Consider the following 18,681-nt stretch of genomic DNA (forward strand, 5'->3'; position numbering starts at 1 on the left):
CCGCGCGATCGCTAGCGGGACGAGCGACGGAGGTCTCGGGGCGGCAGGCCGAACCAGCGACGGGACGCCCGGCTCAAGGCGGACTGCTCGGCCAGGCTGACCATGGCCGTGACCTGGGACAAGGGCAGGTCGGTCTGGGTGATCAGGCGATGGGCGGCGGCCCGGCGTACGTCGTCGAGGAGGTCTTCGAAGCTTTCCTGCTCGTCGGCCAGGCGGCGTTGCAGGGTGCGGGGGTGCATGCGGAGCTGGCGGGCGGTCGCGGCCAGGTCGACGGGGCCCGAGCCGAGGCTGCGGGCGAGCAGGTGGCGGACCCGGGCGCTGATGAAGAGGCCGGGGGCGGGGAAGTGGCTGCGCATGTAGTCGAGGGCGACCTCGCGGAGCATCTCGTTGCCGCCGCCGGTGACGGGGGTCGCGGGCAGGGTCTGCGGGACGCGCAGGACCGCGGCGGGCTGGTCGAAGCGGACGTCGGCGCCGAAGAACGTGGTGTAGTGGCCGACGGGCGCCAGGGGCGGGTGCGGCAGGTGCACCGAGCGCAGGCCGTAGCCGCCGGCCAGCAGCGTGGTCACCCGGTGGAGCAGGCCCAGCCCGAGGTCGGCCACCTGCGGGGGAAGTTCGGTGGCGCCGGAGTAGCGGATGCCGGCCACGCCGGGGCGGGACTCGGGGTCGGGGACCTGGGCCACGGACAGGCCGGGACTGTGGACGAACAGGAAGCGCCGGGCGCAGTCGAGGGCCTCGCCCAGGGTCGGGGAGTTCTCGATGGCGATGGCCAGCGGGCCGAGCACCGACGCGTTCTGCTGACCGGCCAGCCGCAGGCCCAGGTCGCCGCAGTCGCAGGCGGCCGCGGCGGCCTCCAGGGCGCGGGCCGCGGCCACGGACGGGATGACGGCGTCGTCGCTCTCCAGGGCCGACGGGGCGATGCCGAAGCCGGACAGCAGGGCGTCGCCGTCGGCACCGAGGGTGGTGACGAGGGCGGGCAGGCCACGCAGGCCGGCTGCTCGGACGACATCCGCCATGTCGTACCAGGGTAAATACTTGTCGTGAAAAGGCAAGTACTCACCGTGCCCGTGAACGAGGCTGACCATATGGCCGAACATCTGGACGTTCTGATCGTGGGCGCCGGCCTCTCGGGCGTGGGCGCCGCCTGGCGGCTTTCCCGGGACCATCCCGAACGCAGCTACGCGGTCCTCGAGGCGCGCGGCGGGCTCGGCGGCACCTGGGATCTGTTCCGGTACCCGGGCATCCGCTCCGACTCGGACATGTTCACGATGAGCTACCCGTTCAAGCCGTGGCGGAACGACCGGTCGCTGGCCGACGGCGAGGCGATCATGACCTACATCCGGGAGATCGCCGAGGACGGCGGGGCTCTGCCGCGCATCCGGTTCAACACCAAGGCGCTGAGCGCCGCCTGGTCGTCGGAGACGCAGCGGTGGACGGTCGAGACGACCAACGGCACGTACGTCGGGAAGTTCCTGTACGCCTGTTCCGGCTACTACAACTACGACCAGGGGTACCAGCCCGAGTTCCCGGGGCGGGAAGACTACGCGGGCGCCTTCGTGCATCCGCAGTTCTGGCCGTCCGATCTGGACACCCGGGGCAAGCGGATCGTGGTGATCGGCAGCGGGGCGACCGCGGTGACGCTGGTGCCGACGCTGGCCCGGACGGCCGAGCACGTGACGATGCTGCAGCGCTCCCCGACGTACCTGACGATCCTGCCGGGGCGGGACAAGATGGCCGCGGCGCTGATGCGTCGCCTGCCCGCCGGCGCGGCCCACAAGATCGTCCGTGCCCGGAACGTGGCCATGCAGCAGGGCTTCTACCAGCTCGCGCGGCGGCGACCCGAGCGGGTGAAGGCGCTGCTGCGGAAGTTCGCGGTGGGACGGCTGGGCGACGAGGCGTACGTGGACAAGCATTTCAAGCCCTCCTACCAGCCGTGGGACCAGCGGCTGTGCGTGATCCCGGACGGCGACCTGTTCGAAGCCATCAGAGGCGGCAAAGCGTCCGTGGTGACCGACACGATCGAGCGATTCGTGGCCCGCGGCATCAAGATCAGCAGCGGAGAGGTCATCCCCGCGGACATCGTCGTCTCGGCGACCGGCCTGAGCCTGCTGCCCCTCGGCGGCATCGCGCTGACCGTGGACGGCAAGCCGATCCGGCCCCGCGATCTGGTCGCCTACCGCTCGATGATGCTCAGCGGCGTACCCAACCTGGCCTTCTGCATCGGTTACACGAACGCCTCCTGGACCCTGCGCGCCGACCTCAGCCACCGCTATGTGATGCGGCTGCTTACCCACATGGACCGCAACGGGTACGCCGTGGCGACGCCGGAGCCGGACCCGCCGGGGCCGAGGCGCCCGCTGCTCGACTTCTCCTCCGGGTACGTGCAGCGCGCCCTGCCGTACTTCATGCAGCAGGGTGTACGCGACCCGTGGACGGTGAAGCAGAACTACATCTACGACCTGTTCCGCTCGCCGCGCGCGGACATCCGCCGCGGTATGACGTTCACGCGCAAGCGCGCCCGGGTAGGAGCAGCCGCATGAATCCGTATGTCTTCAGGGGAAAGACCGCGGTGGTCACCGGGGCCGCGTCCGGCATCGGCGAGCAATTGGCGTACGACCTGGCGCGCCGCGGCAGCGAACTGGTGCTCGTCGACAAGGACGGAGTCGGGCTGAAAGCGGTCGCTTCACGGGTTGAAGGAACCGTGCAAACCCACATCGCCGACCTCTCCGACCCGGCCGCGGCCTCATCCCTGGGCGTGGAGATCAGGGCGAATCACCCGCGAATAGGGCTGCTGATCAACAACGCCGGCATGGCCCTGGGCGGCACGTTCGAGCAGGTCACGATCGACGAGTTCGAGACCGTGCTGAACGTGAACCTGCGCGCGCCGGTCCGGCTCACCCACGAGCTGCTGCCGTGCCTGCTCGCGGTCGAGGGCAGCCACCTGGTCAACGTCTCCAGCCTGTACGGGCTGATCGCGCCGCCGGGCCAGGCCGCCTACAGCACCAGCAAGTTCGGGCTGCGCGGCTTCAGCGAGGTGCTGCGCTCGGAGCTGGAAGGCCGGGTCGGGGTGACGACCGTGCATCCGGGCGGGGTGCGCACCAAGATCGCCGAGAACGCCCGGGTCGGCAGCAACGTGCCGGCGGGCATCCGGGGTGACGAGCGGGAGCGCTTCCGCCGGCTGCTGTCGTACCCGCCGGAGAAGGCCGCGGCCGAGATCCTGGACGGCGTGGCCCGCCGGAAGGCGCGGGTGTTGATCGCCTCGAGCGCCAAGCTGCCGACGGCGCTGTCGCGCCTGATGCCGGTCTCGCACATGAAGGTGATCGGCCGGCTGATGCGGCTGGCGACACGATCATGACGGTACGCGAGGTGGAGGTGCACGGCGCCCGCATCCGCGCCCGCGTCTCCGGCGATCCGGGCGCGCCGACGGTGGTGCTGCTGCACGGGATCGCCCGCAGCCTGGAGGACTGGGCGCCGCAGCACGAGCGGCTCGACGACGACTACCGGGTGGTCAGCGTCGACCTGCCGGGCTTCGGGCTGAGCGACCCGCTCCCGGGACCGCCCAGCCTGGACGGCCTGGCCGCCGGCGTCGAGGACACCCTGGCCGTGCTCGGTGTCGAACGGCCGGTGCACCTGATGGGCAGCTCGCTCGGCGGGGCCGTGGCCATGCGCATGGTGTGCCGGGAGCCGGAGATCGCGCGGTCGCTCACCCTGGTGGCGAGCGCCGGGTTCGGCCGGGAGGTCACCATGGCCCTGCGCATCCTGGCCATCCCGGGGCTGGGCCGGCAGCTGATGCGGCGCTTCGACCGGCGCGCCTCGACGCGGGTCGAGCGGAGCCTGTTCGTCGACCGGTCGCTGGTCACCGACGAGCGGGTGGAGTTCGGGCTTCGCGTCGCCGCCCGTCCCTCGTACGCCGCGCACTTCCTGGCCACGGCGAAGTCGCTCGGCGGGTTCCGGGGCGTGCATCCGCGCTGGCGGACCGACCTCCTGGCCCGGGTCGCCGAGCTCGACCCGCCGACCCTGGTCGTCTGGGGCGAGAAGGACCTGATCCTGCCGGCCGCGCATCTCGAGGCGGCCCGGGCCGCCCTCCCGCACGCGGAGTTCCATCTCTTCCCGCGTACGGGCCACATGCCGCAGATCGAGCGGGCCGACGAGTTCGCGTCGTTAGCCCGCGACTTCCTGAAGAAGGCCTGAGCGCTTCCACAGCGCCTTGCCCGGGCCGTCGATCAGGCCCAGACCGTCCAGGAACTCGACGACCCGCTCCCCCGCCCAGCGAAGAGTCTCCTGGAAGTGCGGGTTGGTCCAGGCGGCTCGACGGCCCACCGCCGGTTCGATGCCCACCGACCGGTAGACGTCCTGGTGAACCAGATGGTGGCCGGTCAGCCATGCGGTCCTGGCGATGATCAGGCGATCGAAGGCCAGCCGGGGCTTGCTCGCCTGCTCGATCTGTCGCGCCAGCTCTTCTCTCGCATACCGGACATGTCGCGATTCTTCGATGACGTGGATGCGGGAGACCATGCGGACGAGGGGCTGGACCCGCTCGTCGGCCATCGCCTCGCGCTGGAAGGTGTCCAGCACCTCCTCGGCGATCAGCGTGGCCGCGTACATCCGGGGTCCGGTCGCGGTGCTCGCGACGTACTTCCCCAGCAGGTCGTCGCGCCCGGCCGGGCGGTAGTGCGGGGCGCCGAAGCGCTCGATCATCCGGCCGAACATCACCGAGTGCCGGCACTCGTCGCCGACCTCGGTCAGCGCGTACTGGGCGTGCCGGTCGGTGGGGTCCTGCCGGAAGTATTCGCGGAGCAGCATCTGCATGAGGATCGTCTCGAACCACACGCCCAGCCCGGCCACGCTGGCCACCTCGTGTTTGGACAGTTCGATCCGCTGGTCCTCGGTGAGCCCGTCCCACAGGTCGGTGCCGTAGAGGCTGCACCGCTCGGGCGGGCAGAAGTAGAGCCCGTCGACGAACGGCGCGTCCCAGTCGATCTCGACCTCGGGGTCGTAGGTGTTCGACGCCGACGATCGGAGCAACCGGGTGGCGGTCTTCTCGCGGTCCACGGTGTCCTCCTCTTGATGTTACCTCGGGTAACAGTTACTTTTCGTACTATGAACTCTCCGGACGGTCGCAGTCAACGCTGGGCCGGTCATCGTGAGCAACGCCGCGCCGAGCTGACCGCCGCGGCCATCGCCGCGATCCGTGCGCAGGGCCCGGACCTCGGCATGGAGGCGATCGCCGCTCACGCCGGGGTGAGCAAGCCCGTCCTCTACCGCTACTTCGCCGACAAGACCGAGCTCTGGCAGGCGGTGGGCCAGGAGACGGCGGCCGGCCTGCTGGCCGCGATCGGTCCGGCTGTTTCCGCGGTACGGGCGGAGCGCGACGTGGTGACCGCGGCGATCGACGCCTATCTCGCCTACATCGAGGGCGACCCGCACGTGTACCGGTTCGTCGTGCACCCGTCCGGCATCGAGCGCGGCCCCGACCTGGTCGGCGACGTGGTCGACACGGTGGCCGGCGGCCTGGCGCGCATCCTGGGCGACCGGTTGCGCTCGGTCGGCCTCGACTCCGGCCCGGCGCTGCCCTGGGCGTACGGCATCGTCGGCTACGTGCAGATGGTCGGCGACTGGTGGCTGCGCAGCCAGCAGCCGATCAGCCGGCCGGCCCTGAGCGACTACCTGACCACGTTCCTGTGGGGCGGCATCGCCGGCATCGACCGGGCCCCCGACTTCCCACCGGCTGATTGGACGGTCAAGAAATGAGCGAGGACTTCCGCGGCAACGCCATCGTCCGGGTCGGCGACTCGTCGGTCGCGCTGGCCGTGCGCCTGTCGGCCCACTTCGAGCCGCTCGAAGGACAACTCCGCTGGGCCGGCCGCGCCGCGCCGGACGACGCCCTGGTGGCCGCCTACCGGGCCGGCTTCCGCGAGGCCACGGTCACCATCGTCGGCGGCGCACCGACCCGGGCCAAGGTCGGCGAGCCCGACCCGTGGGGCGGCATCCGCCTGTCCGGCACCGGGTTCCCGCCCTGGCCCGACTTCAGCTGACCCTGGTCAGGAACTCGCGCAGCGCCCGGTAATAGGGCTCGACCGTGGCGATGTCGAGGTATTCGGCCGGGCCGTGCTGGCCGTCGCCGCCCGGGCCGAAGATCACCGCGTTGATGCCGCGGGCCGAGTAGAACCGGCCGTCCGCGGCGCCGTGCTTCCGCAGCAGCTCGCCCTGGTTCAGCAGCCGGACCTCGTCGCACTCGGGGTCGGCGTGATGGGGTGGCGCCACCGAGTCGATGGTCACCGTGACGCCTTCTTCTTCCAGGTCGGCGGCGATCTGCTCACCGGTGCGGCCGTCCTCGGGCGGGAAGCGCACGTCCAGCCACGCCGTCGCGTCGGCCGGGACCTGGTTGACGGCCGCGTTGCCGGTGGCGATCCGGGCCACGTTGACCGTGGTCACCCACTCCTCCCGGCTCGGCACGGGATAGCGCGCCAGGATCGCCTCGACCGCCCGCGTCACCTTGGTCAGGGCGTTGTCGCCGAGCCACGGGTACGCCGCGTGGGCCGCCCGCCCGGTCGCTCGCAGCCGCACCTGGAGCAGGCCCTTCGACTCGGTCACCACGCGCAGGCCGCTCTGCTCGCCGATCACCACAAAACCGGCCGTGACGCCCTGCTCGATCTGGTGTGCCGTTCCGTCGAAGCCGCCGACCTCCTCGTCACAGACCAACTGCAGGGCGAGGGGGTACGGGAGGATGGGCGCCATTTCGCGGAAGACGGTGGCCAGGACCAGCGCGGCGACCTTCATGTCCTGGGCGCCGCGGCCGTGCAGCCGGGTTCCGTCGTTGACCGGAACGAACTGGTCCGGGGTTCCCGGCACCACGTCCAGATGTCCGTTCAGGATCACTCGTGCGTCGAGCCGGCCGGGCTCGGTGGTGACCAGCGCGCTCGGTTTGCCGCGGGACTCGAAGCGCCGGACGGCGAAGCCCGGACCGACGACGTCGAGGACCAGGTCGAGGGCGCGGGCCAGGTCGGCCGGGCGGTCGGCGGTGGACGGGATCGCGATCAGGGCCTCGGCCCGCTCCAGCAGGGCGTCCAGGTTCACCTTCCCGAGCGTACGGAAAAGGGCGCGGCCGTGGTGGCCGCGCCCGTTCGCCGTGCTGGTTGCCTACTTCTTGGCCGGGGCGGTTTCCTTGCCCTTGTCGGCCGCGCCGGCCTCGTCACCCGCACCGGCCTCGTCACCCGCACCGGCCTCGTCACCCGCACCGGCATCTTCGCCCGCACCGGCGTCGTCGCCGGCTTCCTCACCCGCGCCGGCCTCGCCCGCCGCGGCCTTGGCCACGGCCAGGTCCAAGCAGGACTGGAGCAGGGTGGCCCGGGCGGCGTCGACGTCGGCCGCGGCCTCGTCACCCGCACCGGCCTCCTCGCCCGCACCGGCTTCCTCGCCGGCGCCGGCCTCTTCGCCCTGGCCGGCCTCGCCCTTGCCCTTGCCGCCCTTGCGGTCCTGGCCGGCCTCGCGGGCCGCCTTGCGTGCTTCCTTGGCCCGCTTGACGGCGCCCTTCAGCGAGCGCTGGAGCTCGCCCATCTTCGGCTTGTGCTTGGCCGCCTGGGCGGCGGGCGGCGCTTCCGGCGCGGCGGACTCGCCGGCCCCATCGGCTTCCTCGCCGGCCTCCTCGCCCTGGCCCGCGGCTTCCTGGTCGGCGGCGGCCTGGTCGACCGCGAAGGTGTCGCACGCGGTCTCGAGGGCCAGCGCCGACGCGGCGGCGGCCTCGGCGGCGCCCTGGTCCTGGACCGGCGCCAGCTCCTCGCCGTCACAGACCACCGAGCCGCCGTTGATCTCCAGCTTGGTGCACTGGGACACGTCGAACTGCTGCCCGTCCACGACCACGACATCCGCGGCCTTGGTCTCCCCGGCGGACGCGAGCTGCACACCCGTCAAGCCGCCGGCCACCAGAACGCCGGCGATCACAACCGCGCCGATCGCCTTACGGTTGACCCGGTTGCCCCTTCGGTAACGCAGACTCATCATCACTCCTCGTCGCTGGACGTCGATGTCTCTTCGCTGGGGACTTACGGGCCCGCCCTCGGAGCGGTTCACCGTTTCCACGAACGGAAAATCGGCCACAACGCGCCCCGGCCCCCAACACATGCCGCGTCTGCCCAGCTCAGTCACCCGGATCAGGGACTTCACAGCGGCTTCACACGCACCCCACATCGGCGGCAATTAAGAGACAAGAAAGGTTGAGCCGGCCCGACCCCGCGAGCCGAATCGCTCGGCAGAACGCCACCGGAACGGCCGCCGAAAAGCCCATTGATCCGCGCTCCGCCGCGGCCGCCGCACATTTCGCTATGGCGAACGAGCATTCGGGGACACTTCCCCGGACGCGTACGCCGGGGTTGGACGCGAAGCGTCGGAGTTGGGCGCGAAGCGTCGGGGTTGGGGCGCGAAGCGTCGGGAGGGTGGCCACGCACGCAGAATGAAGGGTGCGCGGCTCTGTTCTGGCCGCCCCGCGGCCTTGGAGCCGCGCGCCCGGCCCCGGCGGGAGCGACGGTCAGCACCACCCACCCAGGCACGACATCAAGCTCTTGATCTTGAATTTCGACGCCGCGCGGAGGCTCAACCCGTCGATGACACCGGGCTCTTGATCTTGAATCTCGACGCCGCGGCTCAGCTCGTCGATGACATCGGACTCGCCCGGTGGAAGGACTTCGTCCAGGTCACGGTGCGGTCGAGGAGGGCCCGGGCCGCGATGGTGACGCAGACGGCGCCGTTGACGAAGGAGGCGGTCACGTCGCTGGGGTGGTGCATGCCCCGGTAGAGGCGGGAGACGGCCACCGCGACCGGCACCAGGATCAGCAGCCAGCACGCGGCCTTCAGCCAGGCTCGCTTGAGCAGCAGGGACAGGACCAGGGCCAGGCCGGCGTAGAGGGCCACCGCGGCCGAGGTGTGGCCGGACGGGAAGCTGCTGGTCGGCGGGGAGACGTCCATCTTGGGCACGGCGGGGCGGGCGCGGTCGATGGCCAGGGTGGTGAAGAAGAAGACGACGGCCTGGGCGGCGACGGCCAGGCACAGGAAGATCGACTCGCGCCAGCGGTGCAGGCGCAGGCGCAGCACGACGGCCGCGAGGACGGCCACGCCGATGATCACGGGGGTGCTGCCGACCAGGCTGAAGAAGCCGGTCACCCCGTTCCAGTCGCCGGTGCGGGCGGCCGCGAAGTCACGGTTGACGGCGTCCTCGATCGTGAACGGCCAGTCTTTCGACAGCACCTTCGTCACCAGCAGACCGATGCAGATCATCACGACGAGCCAGATCACGATCGGGGCGATCACCCGTTTCAGAGCCTGCAACGCTATGTGCACGCGGCGTTCTTACCCAGGTCGATCTTCGGTCAAGCACCGGAACCATGGCGACGACCACCGCCGCCCCGAGCAGCCACCCGGCCACGACGTCGCTGGTGAAGTGCACGCCGAGCCCGATCCGGCTGAGCCCGGTCACCGCGGTCACCACCACCGCGGCGGCCCACAGCCAGCGCCGTCCCCGGCCGTACGGGAGCAGAATCGCCAGAAAGACCGCGCAGGTCAGCGCCGCGTTGGTGGCGTGACCGGACGGGAACGAGTAGCCGGCCGCCCGCGCCACCGGGTCGAGGAACGACGGCCGGTCGCGTTCCACCACCAGCTTGAGCAGGGCGGCGACCACGCCGCCGGCGGTCATCGCGATGATCACCCACCACGCGGCGCGCGACCGGTGCCGCCGGAACAGCCAGACGACCAGGATCAGCGCGCCGGCCCGCAGCGCCATCGGCGAGAACACCAGGCTCCACACCTGCATGGCGTCGACCACCGCGGGATGGTTCACGGCCCACACGTGCACCGCGTCGCTGACCACCAGGTCGAACGATCGCAGCGGCGCCCAGCGACCGGCCACGAAGATCGCGAGCAGGGCGAACGGCATCAGCAGGACGACGGCCACAGCAGCCGCGACGACGTTCAGACGCAACGAGACGGTACGCACCACACCGCATGGCTACCCGTTGGACGACTGATGTTCACCTGACCCGACGAGATTCCGGAGGATCCGCCCGAGTTCCGCCCGGTCGTCGCCGCTCAACCGGTCGAAGAACCGGTCCGCCTCCTCGATCCGCGCCTCCCGGATGTCGTCCGCGGCGGCCCGCCCCTTGCCGGTGAGCACGATCAGCGTGGCCCGGCGGTCGGCAGCGTCGGGGCGGCGCTCGACCAGCCCACGGCGCTCCAGGTGGTCGACGACCTCGGTGGCCGAGCGCGGCGCGATGCGCAGTCGTTCGGCCAGGTCGCCCAGCCGATGTGGCTCGTCGCTCAGGAGCACCCGCAGCGCCCGCGACTGGGCCGGGGTGATCGCCCACGGCTCCAGCGCGTCCCGCGTACGCGTACGCATCTCTCGGGCGACCGACCAGAACAGCTCGCCCAAACCCTGCTCAGACACGGGAATAGCGTAGCAGCGAAATGAGCTGTAACCTCATGTTGAGGTAACCTCATCAAAGTGAAAGGACCACACTTGGACCGGCGAAAGCAGAAAGACATCGAGAAGGAGCAGGCCAAGAAGGTCTCGCTCGGCCGCATCTGGCGGCTCTTCCGCCCGCACCGGGCCCAGCTCGCCGTCGTCACCGCGATCATCGTCGCGGCCTCGGTGATCGCCATGGCCCAGCCCTTCCTCCTGCGCGAGGTCATCGACGTCGCGCTCCCCCACTCCGATCTCCGGCTGCTGAGCTGGCTGGTGGCCGGCATGGTCGCCGTCGCCGCCGTGACCGCCGCGCTGGGCGTCGTGCAGACCTGGATCGCCACCACCATCGGCCAGCGGGTGATGCACCGGCTGCGCATCGACGTGTTCGGACACCTGCAACGGCAGTCCGTGGCCTTCTTCACCAGAACACGCACCGGCGAGGTGCAGTCCCGCATCACCAACGACATCGGCGGCATGCAGTCGGTGGTGACCTCGACGGCCACCTCGATCGCCTCGAACCTGACCACCGTGCTCGCCACCGTGGTCGCCATGATCGCGCTGTCCTGGCAGCTCACGCTGATCTCGCTGGTGGTGCTCCCGCCGTCGGTGCTGCTGTCGCGCCGGGTCGCCCGGATGCGCCGGGCGATCACCGCCCAGCGCCAGCGCGAGCTCGCCGACCTCAACGTCACCGTCGAGGAAGGCCTGTCGATCAGCGGCATCCAGCTCAGCAAGACCATGCACACCGGCCCGGAACTGGTCCGCCGCTTCACCGACTCGTCGACCCGGCTGATCGACCTCGAGCTGCGCTCCGAGCTGGCCGGCCGGTGGCGGATGGCGACGATGAGCATCATCTTCGCGGCCATCCCGGCGGTCATCTACCTGAGCGCCGGCCTGCCGATGAGCGCGGGCGCGATGAGCATCGGCACGCTGGTCGCCTTCACCGCCCTGCAGACCGCGCTGTTCCGCCCGCTGACCCAGCTGCTCAACGTGGGCGTCTCGGTGACCGCGTCGCTGGCGCTGTTCGCCCGCATCTTCGAATACCTGGACCTCCCGGTCGAGGTGGACGACCCGGCCCACCCCGCCGACGTCTCCCACGTCGCCGGCCACCTCCGGCTCGAGGGCGTGACGCTGACCTATCCGGGCAGCCCCGGGCCGGCCGTCGAGGGCGTGACCCTGGACGTTCCGGCGGGCACCTCGCTGGCCCTGGTCGGCGCGACCGGCTCGGGCAAGAGCACGATCGCCGGCCTGATCGCCCGGCTGCACGACCCCACCGCCGGCCGGGTCACGATCGACGGCGTCGACCTGCGCGACATGAGCCTGGCCGACCTGGCCGGCATCGTCGGCGTGGTCAGCCAGGAGACCTACCTGCTGCACGCCTCGGTGCGCGAGAACCTGCGTTACGCCCGCCCCGGCGCGAGCGACGAGCAGATCGAGCGGGCCGCCCGCGCCGCGCAGATCCACGACCTGATCAGCAATCTGCCTGAGGGGTACGACACGGTCGTCGGCTCCCGCGGCCACCGCTTCTCCGGCGGCGAGAAGCAGCGCATCGCGATCGCCCGCACGCTGCTGCGCGACCCACGGATCCTGGTCCTCGACGAGGCCACCAGCGCCCTGGACACGACGACCGAGCGGGCCGTGCAGGCCGCCTTCGACGAGTTGTCCCGCGGCCGCACCACGATCACGATCGCCCACCGCCTCTCCACGGTCCGCGACGCCGACCGCATCGCGGTCCTGCACCACGGTCGCGTCCTGGAGTCCGGCACCCACCAGTCCCTGGTCCGGGCCGACGGCCGCTACGCCGCCCTCGCCGCATAGGGTTGCCTAACCTATCCTGGCGGGGAGCGCGTGACAGCGGCCTCGAGGGATGGAGTGCTTCGGATGAGCGGGACCACGTTGCCGATGCGAGTCTGGACCGGCACGGTGGTGCGGGCCGAAGACCTGACGCCGGGGATGCGGCGGGTGGTGTTCGGCGGCGCCGGCCTTTCCGGGTACGCGACCACGGGCGTCGGGGACGAATACCTGCGGCTGATCTTCCCGCGGCGGCGGGGCGAGGCGCCGCTCCTGCCGACGGTCACCGACGGCTGCCTCGACTACGACTCGATCGACCTCGCCACCATGCGGACCTACACCGTGCGCGACTTCGAGCCGGCCACCGGCGAGGTGACCGTCGACTTCGTCGTCCACGACGGCGGTGTCGCGGCCGAGTGGGCCCGGTCGGCCCGGCCCGGTGACCTGGTCGGGCTCAACACCCCGGACGGCATGTACGACGCGCCGGCCGGGCTGAGCTGGCAGTTCCTGGTCGCCGACTGCGCCGCCATCCCGGCCGCCGCGCGCCTCATCGAGAACGCGCCGAGCGGTGTGCGTACCCGGGCGATCCTGGAAGTTCCCGACCCGGCGCACCACCTCGATCTCACCACCACCCCCGACGTCGAGGTGACCTGGATCTACGGCGGCAACGGGCACGGGCCGAGCCGCCTCGAACAGGTCGTCCGCTCGATCCGGACCCCGGCCGAGGGCATCGGCTACATCTGGGTGGCCGGCGAGACCAAGGAGCTGCGCGGCGTCCGCCGCTATCTGCGGCGCGAGCTGGGGCTGCCGTCGTCCGCCTACAAGACCGTGGGCTACTGGACCGACGGCGCCGAGAAGTGGCGCGACCGCTACGCGGCGCTCGACGCCGAGACCAGGAGCGCGCTGGACGCGATCTGGGAGAGTGACGCTGATCTCGGTGAGATCGAGATCCGCTACGACGAGCAACTGGCCCGCCTCGGCCTATAAATGAGGCCGTGACCAAGACGATCTGGCGTGCGGCCGCCCCGGCGGTGCTGATGGCGGCCTGGGGCGGCAACCACTTCTCGCCGCTGCTGCTGCTCTACCGGCGGGTCGACGGCTACAGCCAGGTCGAGGTGAACCTGTTCTTCGCGTTCTACATCCTCGGGCTGGTCCCCGGCTTCCTGCTCACCGGCCCGATCGCCGACCGCCACGGCCGCCGCGGCACCGTGGCCGTGGCCCTCGGGCTGGGCGTGCTGGGCAGCGTCATCCTGATGACCGGGCACACCAGCGTCCTCTGGATGTGCGCCGGGCGGCTGGTCTGCGGGGTCAGCGTGGCCGCGGCGATGGTCGCGGGCACCAGCTGGATCAAGGAGCTGTCCGAGCACGACGCCGACCCACCGGCCCAGGCCCGGCGCGCTTCGCTGACGCTCACCGCGGGCTTCGGGCTCGGCGCGGGCGTCTCCGGCGCGCTCGCCCAGTGGGGCCCGGCGCCGACGATCCTCCCGTACGCGGTGCAGATCGCCCTGTCGCTCCTGGCCGCCGTCCCGCTGAGCCGCGCGTTGGAGACCGCCGGGCCACACGCACGCACCCCCGGGCCACACGCCCGCACCCCCGGGCCCGCGCCGGCTCCCGCGGGACTGTTGCCTATAGGTGCGCAGAGCAGCTCTGCGCACCTATACGCGTCACTGTGCCTGCCGCCGGGCGGATGGCGGCGCTTCGCCGGGGTGGTGGCGCCGATGGCGCCGTGGGTGTTCGGGGCGCCGGCGCTCGCCTTCGTGGTCGGTCCGGCCCTGGTCGCCGACCGCACCGGCGACCTGGGCATCGCCTTCGCCACCCTGCTGGCCGTGCTCACGCTGGTCACCGGGGCCGGCGTCCAGCCCTGGGTGCCACGGCTAGCCCGGCTGCTGCGCGGGCGTCAGGGCGTGGCCGGGCTGGGCGTGTTCGCGGTCGCCGCCCTGCTGCTGGCGGCCGACCCGGCGCCGCTGGGCGTGGGCGTGGCGGCGCTGCTGTTCGGCGTCGCCTACGGGGTGTGCATCGTCTCGGGGCTGGTCGAGGTGCAGACGATGGCGCCGCCCGGGAGCCTGGCCGCGCTGACCGGCGTGTACTGGTCGATCACGTACGTCGGCTTCGCGTTCCCGGTTGTTCTCGCCGCGATCGCGGGGGCCGGCGCCGGCTACCCGTTACTGCTTTCCGTGGTCGCCGTGATCACGCTGGGTTGTGCGGTTATCGTGGCCATCGCCCTCAGAAAGGACGGGAATGTCCGATGACCAGCGCGGCCTGAACCGATTCGGGACAGGTGTCGTACTAGGTATGTGCGGCACATGCCCGGCCGCGCGCGTGCTCGTACCGAAGGATCTGGTTCTGTGTCTGTTCCCGTCCTGTCCGCCGAGCGGTCCGAGGATCGGATGACCCCGGAAGCCGGCGTGAAGCGGCCCACCTGGCGGCGCGTCGTCGCGGGTGCGCTCACCGCCCTGGCCGGCGTGCTGGTGTTCCTGGCCCTGGCCACCCCGAACAACGTCAGCCGGCTCCCCGAGGGGTCGAACACCGCTCAGGCGTTCATCCGCATCCCGATCGAGGCGCTGATCGGCATCGCCGTGCTGCTCGTGCTGCCCGCCCGCGTCCGCCGGGTCGCGGCGGTCGCCGGCGGTGTGCTGCTCGGCCTGCTGACCGTGGTCAAGGTCATCGACATGGGCTTCTACGCGGCGCTGGCCCGGCCGTTCAACCCGGTGCTCGACTGGGTGCTGCTGGACGACGGCCTCAGCTTCCTCGGCGACTCGATCGGTGACACCCTGGCCAAGTTCGCCGCCGTCGGCGCCGGTCTCGTGCTCCTCGGCGTACCCGTGCTGATGGGTTGGGCCGTGCTCCGGACCACCCGCTTCGCCGAACGGCACCGCCCGGCGGCCGAACGCAGCGTGCTCGCGCTCAGCGCCGCCTGGGTGGTGCTCGCGCTGCTCGGCAGCCACTTCGTCTCGACCGTGTTCATCTCGTCGGACGCCGCGGTCACGCTGGCCCGCGAGACCGCGCAGAAGGTGCCCGACGGGATCCGCGACAAGCAGGCGTTCGCGGCCGAGGCGTCGGTCGACAAGTTCCGCACCACCCCGCCCGACCAGTTGCTCAGCGGCCTGGCCGGCAAGGACGTGATCTTCACGTTCATCGAGAGCTACGGGCGCAGCGCGGTCGAGGACCCGGACTACGCGGCCGGCATGGACGCCACCCTCAAGAGGGGCACCGAGCAGCTCACGGCGGCCGGTTACGGCACCCGCAGCGGCTGGCTCACGTCCCCGACCGCGGGCGGCGGCAGCTGGCTGGCCCACTCCACGTTCCAGTCCGGGCTGTGGATCAACAACGAATCCCGCTACCGTACGCTCACAGCCAGCGACCGCATGACGTTGACCAGCGCCTTCGGCCGTGGCGACTGGCGGACCGTCGGCGTCGAGCCGGGCCTGACCTACGCGTGGCCCGAGGGCCGGTTCTACGGGTACGACCAGATCTACGGCGAGCAGGCCCTGAACTACCACGGCCCGAAGTTCAGCTGGGCCACCATGCCCGACCAGTTCACCCTGGAGCGGTTCGAGCAGCTGGAGCACAGCAAGCGGGACCGGGCGCCGCTGATGTCCGAGATCACCTTCGTGTCCAGCCACACGCCGTGGGCGCCGATCCCCGACCTGGTCGACTGGGACCAGCTGGGCGACGGCTCGATCTTCGGCCCGATGACCGCGAACGACCCGGGCCCGGGCGAGGTGTGGAAGGACGAGAAGCGGGTCAAGGCCGAATACCTGCGCTCGGTCCAGTACTCGGTGGACAGCCTGGTGTCCTACGTGCAGAAGTACGGCGACGACGACCTGGTGCTGGTCTTCCTCGGCGACCACCAGCCGTCCCCGATCATCACCGGGCAGAACGCCAGCCGGGACGTGCCGATCAGCATCGTCGCCAAGGACCCGGCGGTGCTCGACAAAGCCGGCGGGTGGCAATGGTCGTCCGGACTCAAGCCGCTGCCCAGCACGCCGGCCGCCCGGATGGACCAGTTCCGCGACATGTTCCTCGGCACCTTCAGCCGGTGACGTCCCTTCCGCCATCCGATGCATGAAGGGGGACGCCCCCAGCGCCCCCTTCATGAGCCTCGTCGATCAGGCCGAGGCCTTCGCGCGCTCCTCCGGCTCGCCGCCGTGGGCCGCGGCCTCCGCCTCGGCGACGATCGCCTTCTCCTCGTCGGCGTTCTTGCGGTACTGGAGGAAGGAGTAGACGACCGCGGCCGCCCAGACCACGTAGATGACGCCGTAGACCGTGTAGCGGGCGGCGTCCGGCGCGTCGATCCAGTCGCTGCGCAGCAGCGTGCGGATGTTGGTCAGGATGATGACGCCGCCGACCAGCGAGCCGAGCACCCGCGGCGGGACGAGCCGGACCAGCCACGCGGCGATCGGCGCCGCGATGACGCCGCCGAGCAGCAGCATGAGGACCCAGGCGAAGTTCACACCCTCGGAGCCGATGCCGACGATGAAGCCGATGCTGGCCGCGATCGCGACCAGGAACTCGCTGGTGTCGATCGAGCCGATCGTCTTGCGGGGCTCGAGCCGGCCGCTGGCCAGGATCGCCGGCGTGCCGACCGGGCCCCAGCCGCCGCCACCGGTGGAGTCGACGAAGCCGGCCACCAGGCCCAGCGGGGCCAGGAACCGCTTGCGCAGCGGCTTGCCCAGGTGGCCCTTGGGCAGGCCCTGGGTGGTGAAGCGGATGAAGACGTAGAGGCCGAGGGCCAGCAGGATGATCGACATCAGCGGGGCGGCGGTCTCGGTGGACAGGCCCGACAGGAACGTGGCGCCGGCGAAGGCGCCGATCGCGCCCGGCACGCCGATCTTGAGCACGACCTTCCAGTCGACGTTGCCGAACCGCCAGTGCGCGACGCCGGACACCAGCGTGGTGCCGATCTCGGCCAGGTGGACGGTGGCCGACGCGGCAGCCGGGTTGGTGCCGATGGCCAGCAGCAGCGTCGTGGAGGTCACGCCGTAGGCCATGCCGAGGCTGCCGTCGACGAGTTGCGCGCCGAGGCCGACCAGGGCCAGCAGGATCAGCTTTCTCATGAGTCGGTCCCATCGGGGCAGTAGGTTTTCTAATTCCTACCCTGCCAGTCGGCTTAGAGCAATAGGGCGTCCCGGCTGATGGACCCGCGGCCGCACCCGTAGAATCGCCGCATCATGCCTAACGGTCGCGTCGTGATGCTGGTGGACAACGGTGTGCGGGGCGACTCCCGGGTGCAGAAGGCGGCGAGGTCGGCCGCCTCCGCGGGCTGGGAAGTCACCCTGCTGGGGTGCTCCCCGACCGCGGCCGAGGAACGCTGGCGCCTCGGTGACGCTGAGGTGCGGCTCCTGCCGCTCGACGGCGGCGGCGGTGCCGGTCCGGGCGGACCGGGCGGCCTCAAAGGACGCCTCCTCGCCAGCGGCGGGCTGCCGCTGCGGACGGCCCGGCTGGCCCGGCGCCCGGTCGAGCTGGCCCAGGTGCGCTACTACGGCGCGACGCTCGGCGACCGGTCGTGGCGCCGGCTCGAGCCCGGGCTGTGGACCTACGAGAAGGCGTTCGGCCAGGTCATCGACGAGCTCGCACCCGACCTGATCCACGCCCACGACACCCGGATGCTCGGCGTCGGCGCCCGCGCCAAGGAACGCGCCCGGGCCGCCGGCCGACCGGTGCGGCTGGTCTGGGACGCGCACGAGTTCCTGGCCGGGGCCCGGCCGCGCCGCGACAACGCCCGCTGGCTTCCGGCCCACCTGGCCTACGAACACGAGTACGCGACCGCCGCCGACGCCGTGGTCACCGTCTCCGACGGGCTGGCCGAGCTGCTCCAGCGCGAACACCACCTGCCCGCCACGCCCGGGGTGCTGCTCAACGCGCCCGAGTTCGGCGAGCCGGCCGATGACGTGCCCGACCTCCGCGAGCTGTGCGGGGTCGGCCCCGAGACGAAACTGCTCGTCTACAGCGGGTCGGCGTCACCGCAGCGGGGCATCGCCGACGCCGTCGAGGCGATCGACCAGCTTCCCGGCGTACACCTCGCCCTGGTTGTCGAAGACCCCTCGAAAGCGCCGCGGCACGAGCGGGTGCACGCCGTCCCCTACGTGCCGTACGACCAGGTCACCCGCTTCCTGGCCGGGGCCGACGCCGGGCTGATCCCGATCCACCACTGGCCCAACCACGAGATCGCCCTGATCACCAAGTTCTTCGAGTACGCGCACGCGCGGCTGCCGATCATCGTCAGCGACGTCCGCACGATGGCCAGGACGGTCCGGGAGACCGGCGTCGGCGAGGTGTTCCGGGCCCGCGACTCGGCCGACCTGGCTCGCGCCGCCCGCGAGGTGCTCGCCGATCCCGCGCGCTACCGGGCCGTCTACGACGGGCCGGACAGCCCGCTGCCCGGCTGGACCTGGGCCGCGCAGGCCGAGAAGCTGGACGCGCTCTACCACCGGCTGCTCGGCCCG

General features: G+C 71.5%; 17 protein-coding genes and 1 pseudogene. 10 read left to right on the plus strand and 8 right to left on the minus strand.

Features of this window, described 5'->3' with window-relative positions:
- Positions 1–11: 11 nt before the first annotated feature.
- Positions 12–1,013, minus strand: a complete 1,002-nt coding sequence (locus tag AB0O15_RS17165) for an AraC family transcriptional regulator ligand-binding domain-containing protein (protein WP_364319323.1) — start codon at positions 1,011–1,013, stop codon at positions 12–14.
- 69 nt (positions 1,014–1,082) lie between these two features.
- Here AB0O15_RS17165 and AB0O15_RS17170 point away from each other — a divergent pair, with 69 nt between their 5' ends.
- From AB0O15_RS17170 to AB0O15_RS17180, 3 genes are read left to right on the plus strand one after another with little or no spacing between them, the layout of a single operon-like run.
- Entirely contained in the window at positions 1,083–2,537 is a 1,455-nt protein-coding gene (locus AB0O15_RS17170) for an NAD(P)/FAD-dependent oxidoreductase (protein WP_364319325.1), read from the plus strand.
- On the plus strand, positions 2,534–3,352 hold the full coding sequence (locus AB0O15_RS17175) for an SDR family NAD(P)-dependent oxidoreductase (RefSeq protein ID WP_364319327.1): 819 nt from the start codon (positions 2,534–2,536) through the stop codon (positions 3,350–3,352). The genes AB0O15_RS17170 and AB0O15_RS17175 overlap by 4 nt, the downstream gene beginning before the upstream one ends.
- On the plus strand, positions 3,349–4,188 hold the full coding sequence (locus tag AB0O15_RS17180; RefSeq protein ID WP_364319329.1) for an alpha/beta fold hydrolase: 840 nt from the start codon (positions 3,349–3,351) through the stop codon (positions 4,186–4,188). Before AB0O15_RS17175 ends, AB0O15_RS17180 begins: the two co-directional genes overlap by 4 nt.
- On the opposite strand, the gene AB0O15_RS17185 is transcribed toward AB0O15_RS17180, so the two are convergent.
- On the minus strand, positions 4,159–5,049 hold the full coding sequence (locus AB0O15_RS17185) for a diiron oxygenase (protein ID WP_364319330.1): 891 nt from the start codon (positions 5,047–5,049) through the stop codon (positions 4,159–4,161). The genes AB0O15_RS17180 and AB0O15_RS17185 overlap by 30 nt on opposite strands.
- Positions 5,050–5,097: 48 nt before the next feature.
- Between AB0O15_RS17185 and AB0O15_RS17190 the strand changes: the two genes are divergently transcribed.
- Complete coding sequence (locus AB0O15_RS17190) at positions 5,098–5,748, plus strand: TetR/AcrR family transcriptional regulator (protein ID WP_364319331.1); 651 nt, start codon at positions 5,098–5,100, stop codon at positions 5,746–5,748.
- Positions 5,745–6,032, plus strand: coding sequence for a DUF4873 domain-containing protein (locus AB0O15_RS17195; protein ID WP_364319333.1), 288 nt, complete (start codon positions 5,745–5,747; stop codon positions 6,030–6,032). The genes AB0O15_RS17190 and AB0O15_RS17195 overlap by 4 nt, the downstream gene beginning before the upstream one ends.
- Here the strand turns inward: AB0O15_RS17195 and AB0O15_RS17200 are convergent.
- From AB0O15_RS17200 to AB0O15_RS17220, 5 genes are all read right to left on the minus strand, one after another.
- Complete coding sequence (locus tag AB0O15_RS17200; protein WP_364319335.1) at positions 6,025–7,074, minus strand: M20/M25/M40 family metallo-hydrolase; 1,050 nt, start codon at positions 7,072–7,074, stop codon at positions 6,025–6,027. The genes AB0O15_RS17195 and AB0O15_RS17200 overlap by 8 nt on opposite strands.
- Before the next feature lie 63 nt (positions 7,075–7,137).
- Positions 7,138–7,995, minus strand: coding sequence for a hypothetical protein (locus AB0O15_RS17205; RefSeq protein ID WP_364319337.1), 858 nt, complete (start codon positions 7,993–7,995; stop codon positions 7,138–7,140).
- Between the two features lie 642 nt (positions 7,996–8,637).
- Positions 8,638–9,246, minus strand: a complete 609-nt coding sequence (locus AB0O15_RS17210) for a phosphatase PAP2 family protein (RefSeq protein WP_364319339.1) — start codon at positions 9,244–9,246, stop codon at positions 8,638–8,640.
- The gene (locus AB0O15_RS17215) at positions 9,188–9,985 is read right to left on the minus strand and encodes a phosphatase PAP2 family protein (RefSeq protein WP_364319341.1); all 798 of its coding nucleotides are present in this window, start codon (positions 9,983–9,985) and stop codon (positions 9,188–9,190) included. The genes AB0O15_RS17210 and AB0O15_RS17215 overlap by 59 nt, the downstream gene beginning before the upstream one ends.
- A gap of 9 nt (positions 9,986–9,994) precedes the next feature.
- Complete coding sequence (locus AB0O15_RS17220) at positions 9,995–10,429, minus strand: MarR family transcriptional regulator (protein ID WP_364319342.1); 435 nt, start codon at positions 10,427–10,429, stop codon at positions 9,995–9,997.
- Positions 10,430–10,501: 72 nt separating this feature from the next.
- Between AB0O15_RS17220 and AB0O15_RS17225 the strand changes: the two genes are divergently transcribed.
- The 4 genes from AB0O15_RS17225 to AB0O15_RS17240 all read left to right on the plus strand — a co-directional run bounded on the left by AB0O15_RS17225 (position 10,502) and on the right by AB0O15_RS17240 (position 16,278).
- The gene (locus AB0O15_RS17225) at positions 10,502–12,262 is read left to right on the plus strand and encodes an ABC transporter ATP-binding protein (RefSeq protein ID WP_364319344.1); all 1,761 of its coding nucleotides are present in this window, start codon (positions 10,502–10,504) and stop codon (positions 12,260–12,262) included.
- Positions 12,263–12,325: 63 nt separating this feature from the next.
- Positions 12,326–13,222: a siderophore-interacting protein gene (locus AB0O15_RS17230; RefSeq protein WP_364319346.1), complete on the plus strand. Its 897-nt coding sequence runs from the start codon at positions 12,326–12,328 to the stop codon at positions 13,220–13,222.
- An 8-nt stretch (positions 13,223–13,230) separates the two neighbouring features.
- Positions 13,231–14,484, plus strand: a complete 1,254-nt coding sequence (locus AB0O15_RS17235; RefSeq protein ID WP_364319348.1) for an MFS transporter — start codon at positions 13,231–13,233, stop codon at positions 14,482–14,484.
- Positions 14,485–14,580: 96 nt separating this feature from the next.
- The gene (locus AB0O15_RS17240) at positions 14,581–16,278 is read left to right on the plus strand and encodes a sulfatase (RefSeq protein WP_364319350.1); all 1,698 of its coding nucleotides are present in this window, start codon (positions 14,581–14,583) and stop codon (positions 16,276–16,278) included.
- A 66-nt stretch (positions 16,279–16,344) separates the two neighbouring features.
- Here the strand turns inward: AB0O15_RS17240 and AB0O15_RS17245 are convergent, their stop codons facing one another.
- Complete coding sequence (locus AB0O15_RS17245; RefSeq protein ID WP_364319352.1) at positions 16,345–17,292, minus strand: sulfite exporter TauE/SafE family protein; 948 nt, start codon at positions 17,290–17,292, stop codon at positions 16,345–16,347.
- Positions 17,293–17,427: 135 nt separating this feature from the next.
- On the opposite strand from AB0O15_RS17245, the pseudogene AB0O15_RS17250 reads away from it, so the two are divergent.
- Positions 17,428–18,681, plus strand: a pseudogene (locus AB0O15_RS17250) (glycosyltransferase family 4 protein); the annotation flags it as partial.

Source organism: Actinoplanes sp. NPDC089786, assembly GCF_040684855.1.
Lineage (GTDB): Bacteria > Actinomycetota > Actinomycetes > Mycobacteriales > Micromonosporaceae > Actinoplanes.

Coding starts and splice junctions, on each gene's coding strand:
- AB0O15_RS17205 (WP_364319337.1), bottom strand. CDS start 7,995: ATGAGTCTGCGTTACCGAAGGGGCAACCGGGTCAACCGTAAGGCGATC.
- AB0O15_RS17165 (WP_364319323.1), bottom strand. CDS start 1,013: ATGGCGGATGTCGTCCGAGCAGCCGGCCTGCGTGGCCTGCCCGCCCTC.
- AB0O15_RS17170 (WP_364319325.1), top strand. CDS start 1,083: ATGGCCGAACATCTGGACGTTCTGATCGTGGGCGCCGGCCTCTCGGGC.
- AB0O15_RS17190 (WP_364319331.1), top strand. CDS start 5,098: ATGAACTCTCCGGACGGTCGCAGTCAACGCTGGGCCGGTCATCGTGAG.
- AB0O15_RS17230 (WP_364319346.1), top strand. CDS start 12,326: ATGAGCGGGACCACGTTGCCGATGCGAGTCTGGACCGGCACGGTGGTG.
- AB0O15_RS17180 (WP_364319329.1), top strand. CDS start 3,349: ATGACGGTACGCGAGGTGGAGGTGCACGGCGCCCGCATCCGCGCCCGC.
- AB0O15_RS17175 (WP_364319327.1), top strand. CDS start 2,534: ATGAATCCGTATGTCTTCAGGGGAAAGACCGCGGTGGTCACCGGGGCC.
- AB0O15_RS17195 (WP_364319333.1), top strand. CDS start 5,745: ATGAGCGAGGACTTCCGCGGCAACGCCATCGTCCGGGTCGGCGACTCG.
- AB0O15_RS17245 (WP_364319352.1), bottom strand. CDS start 17,292: ATGAGAAAGCTGATCCTGCTGGCCCTGGTCGGCCTCGGCGCGCAACTC.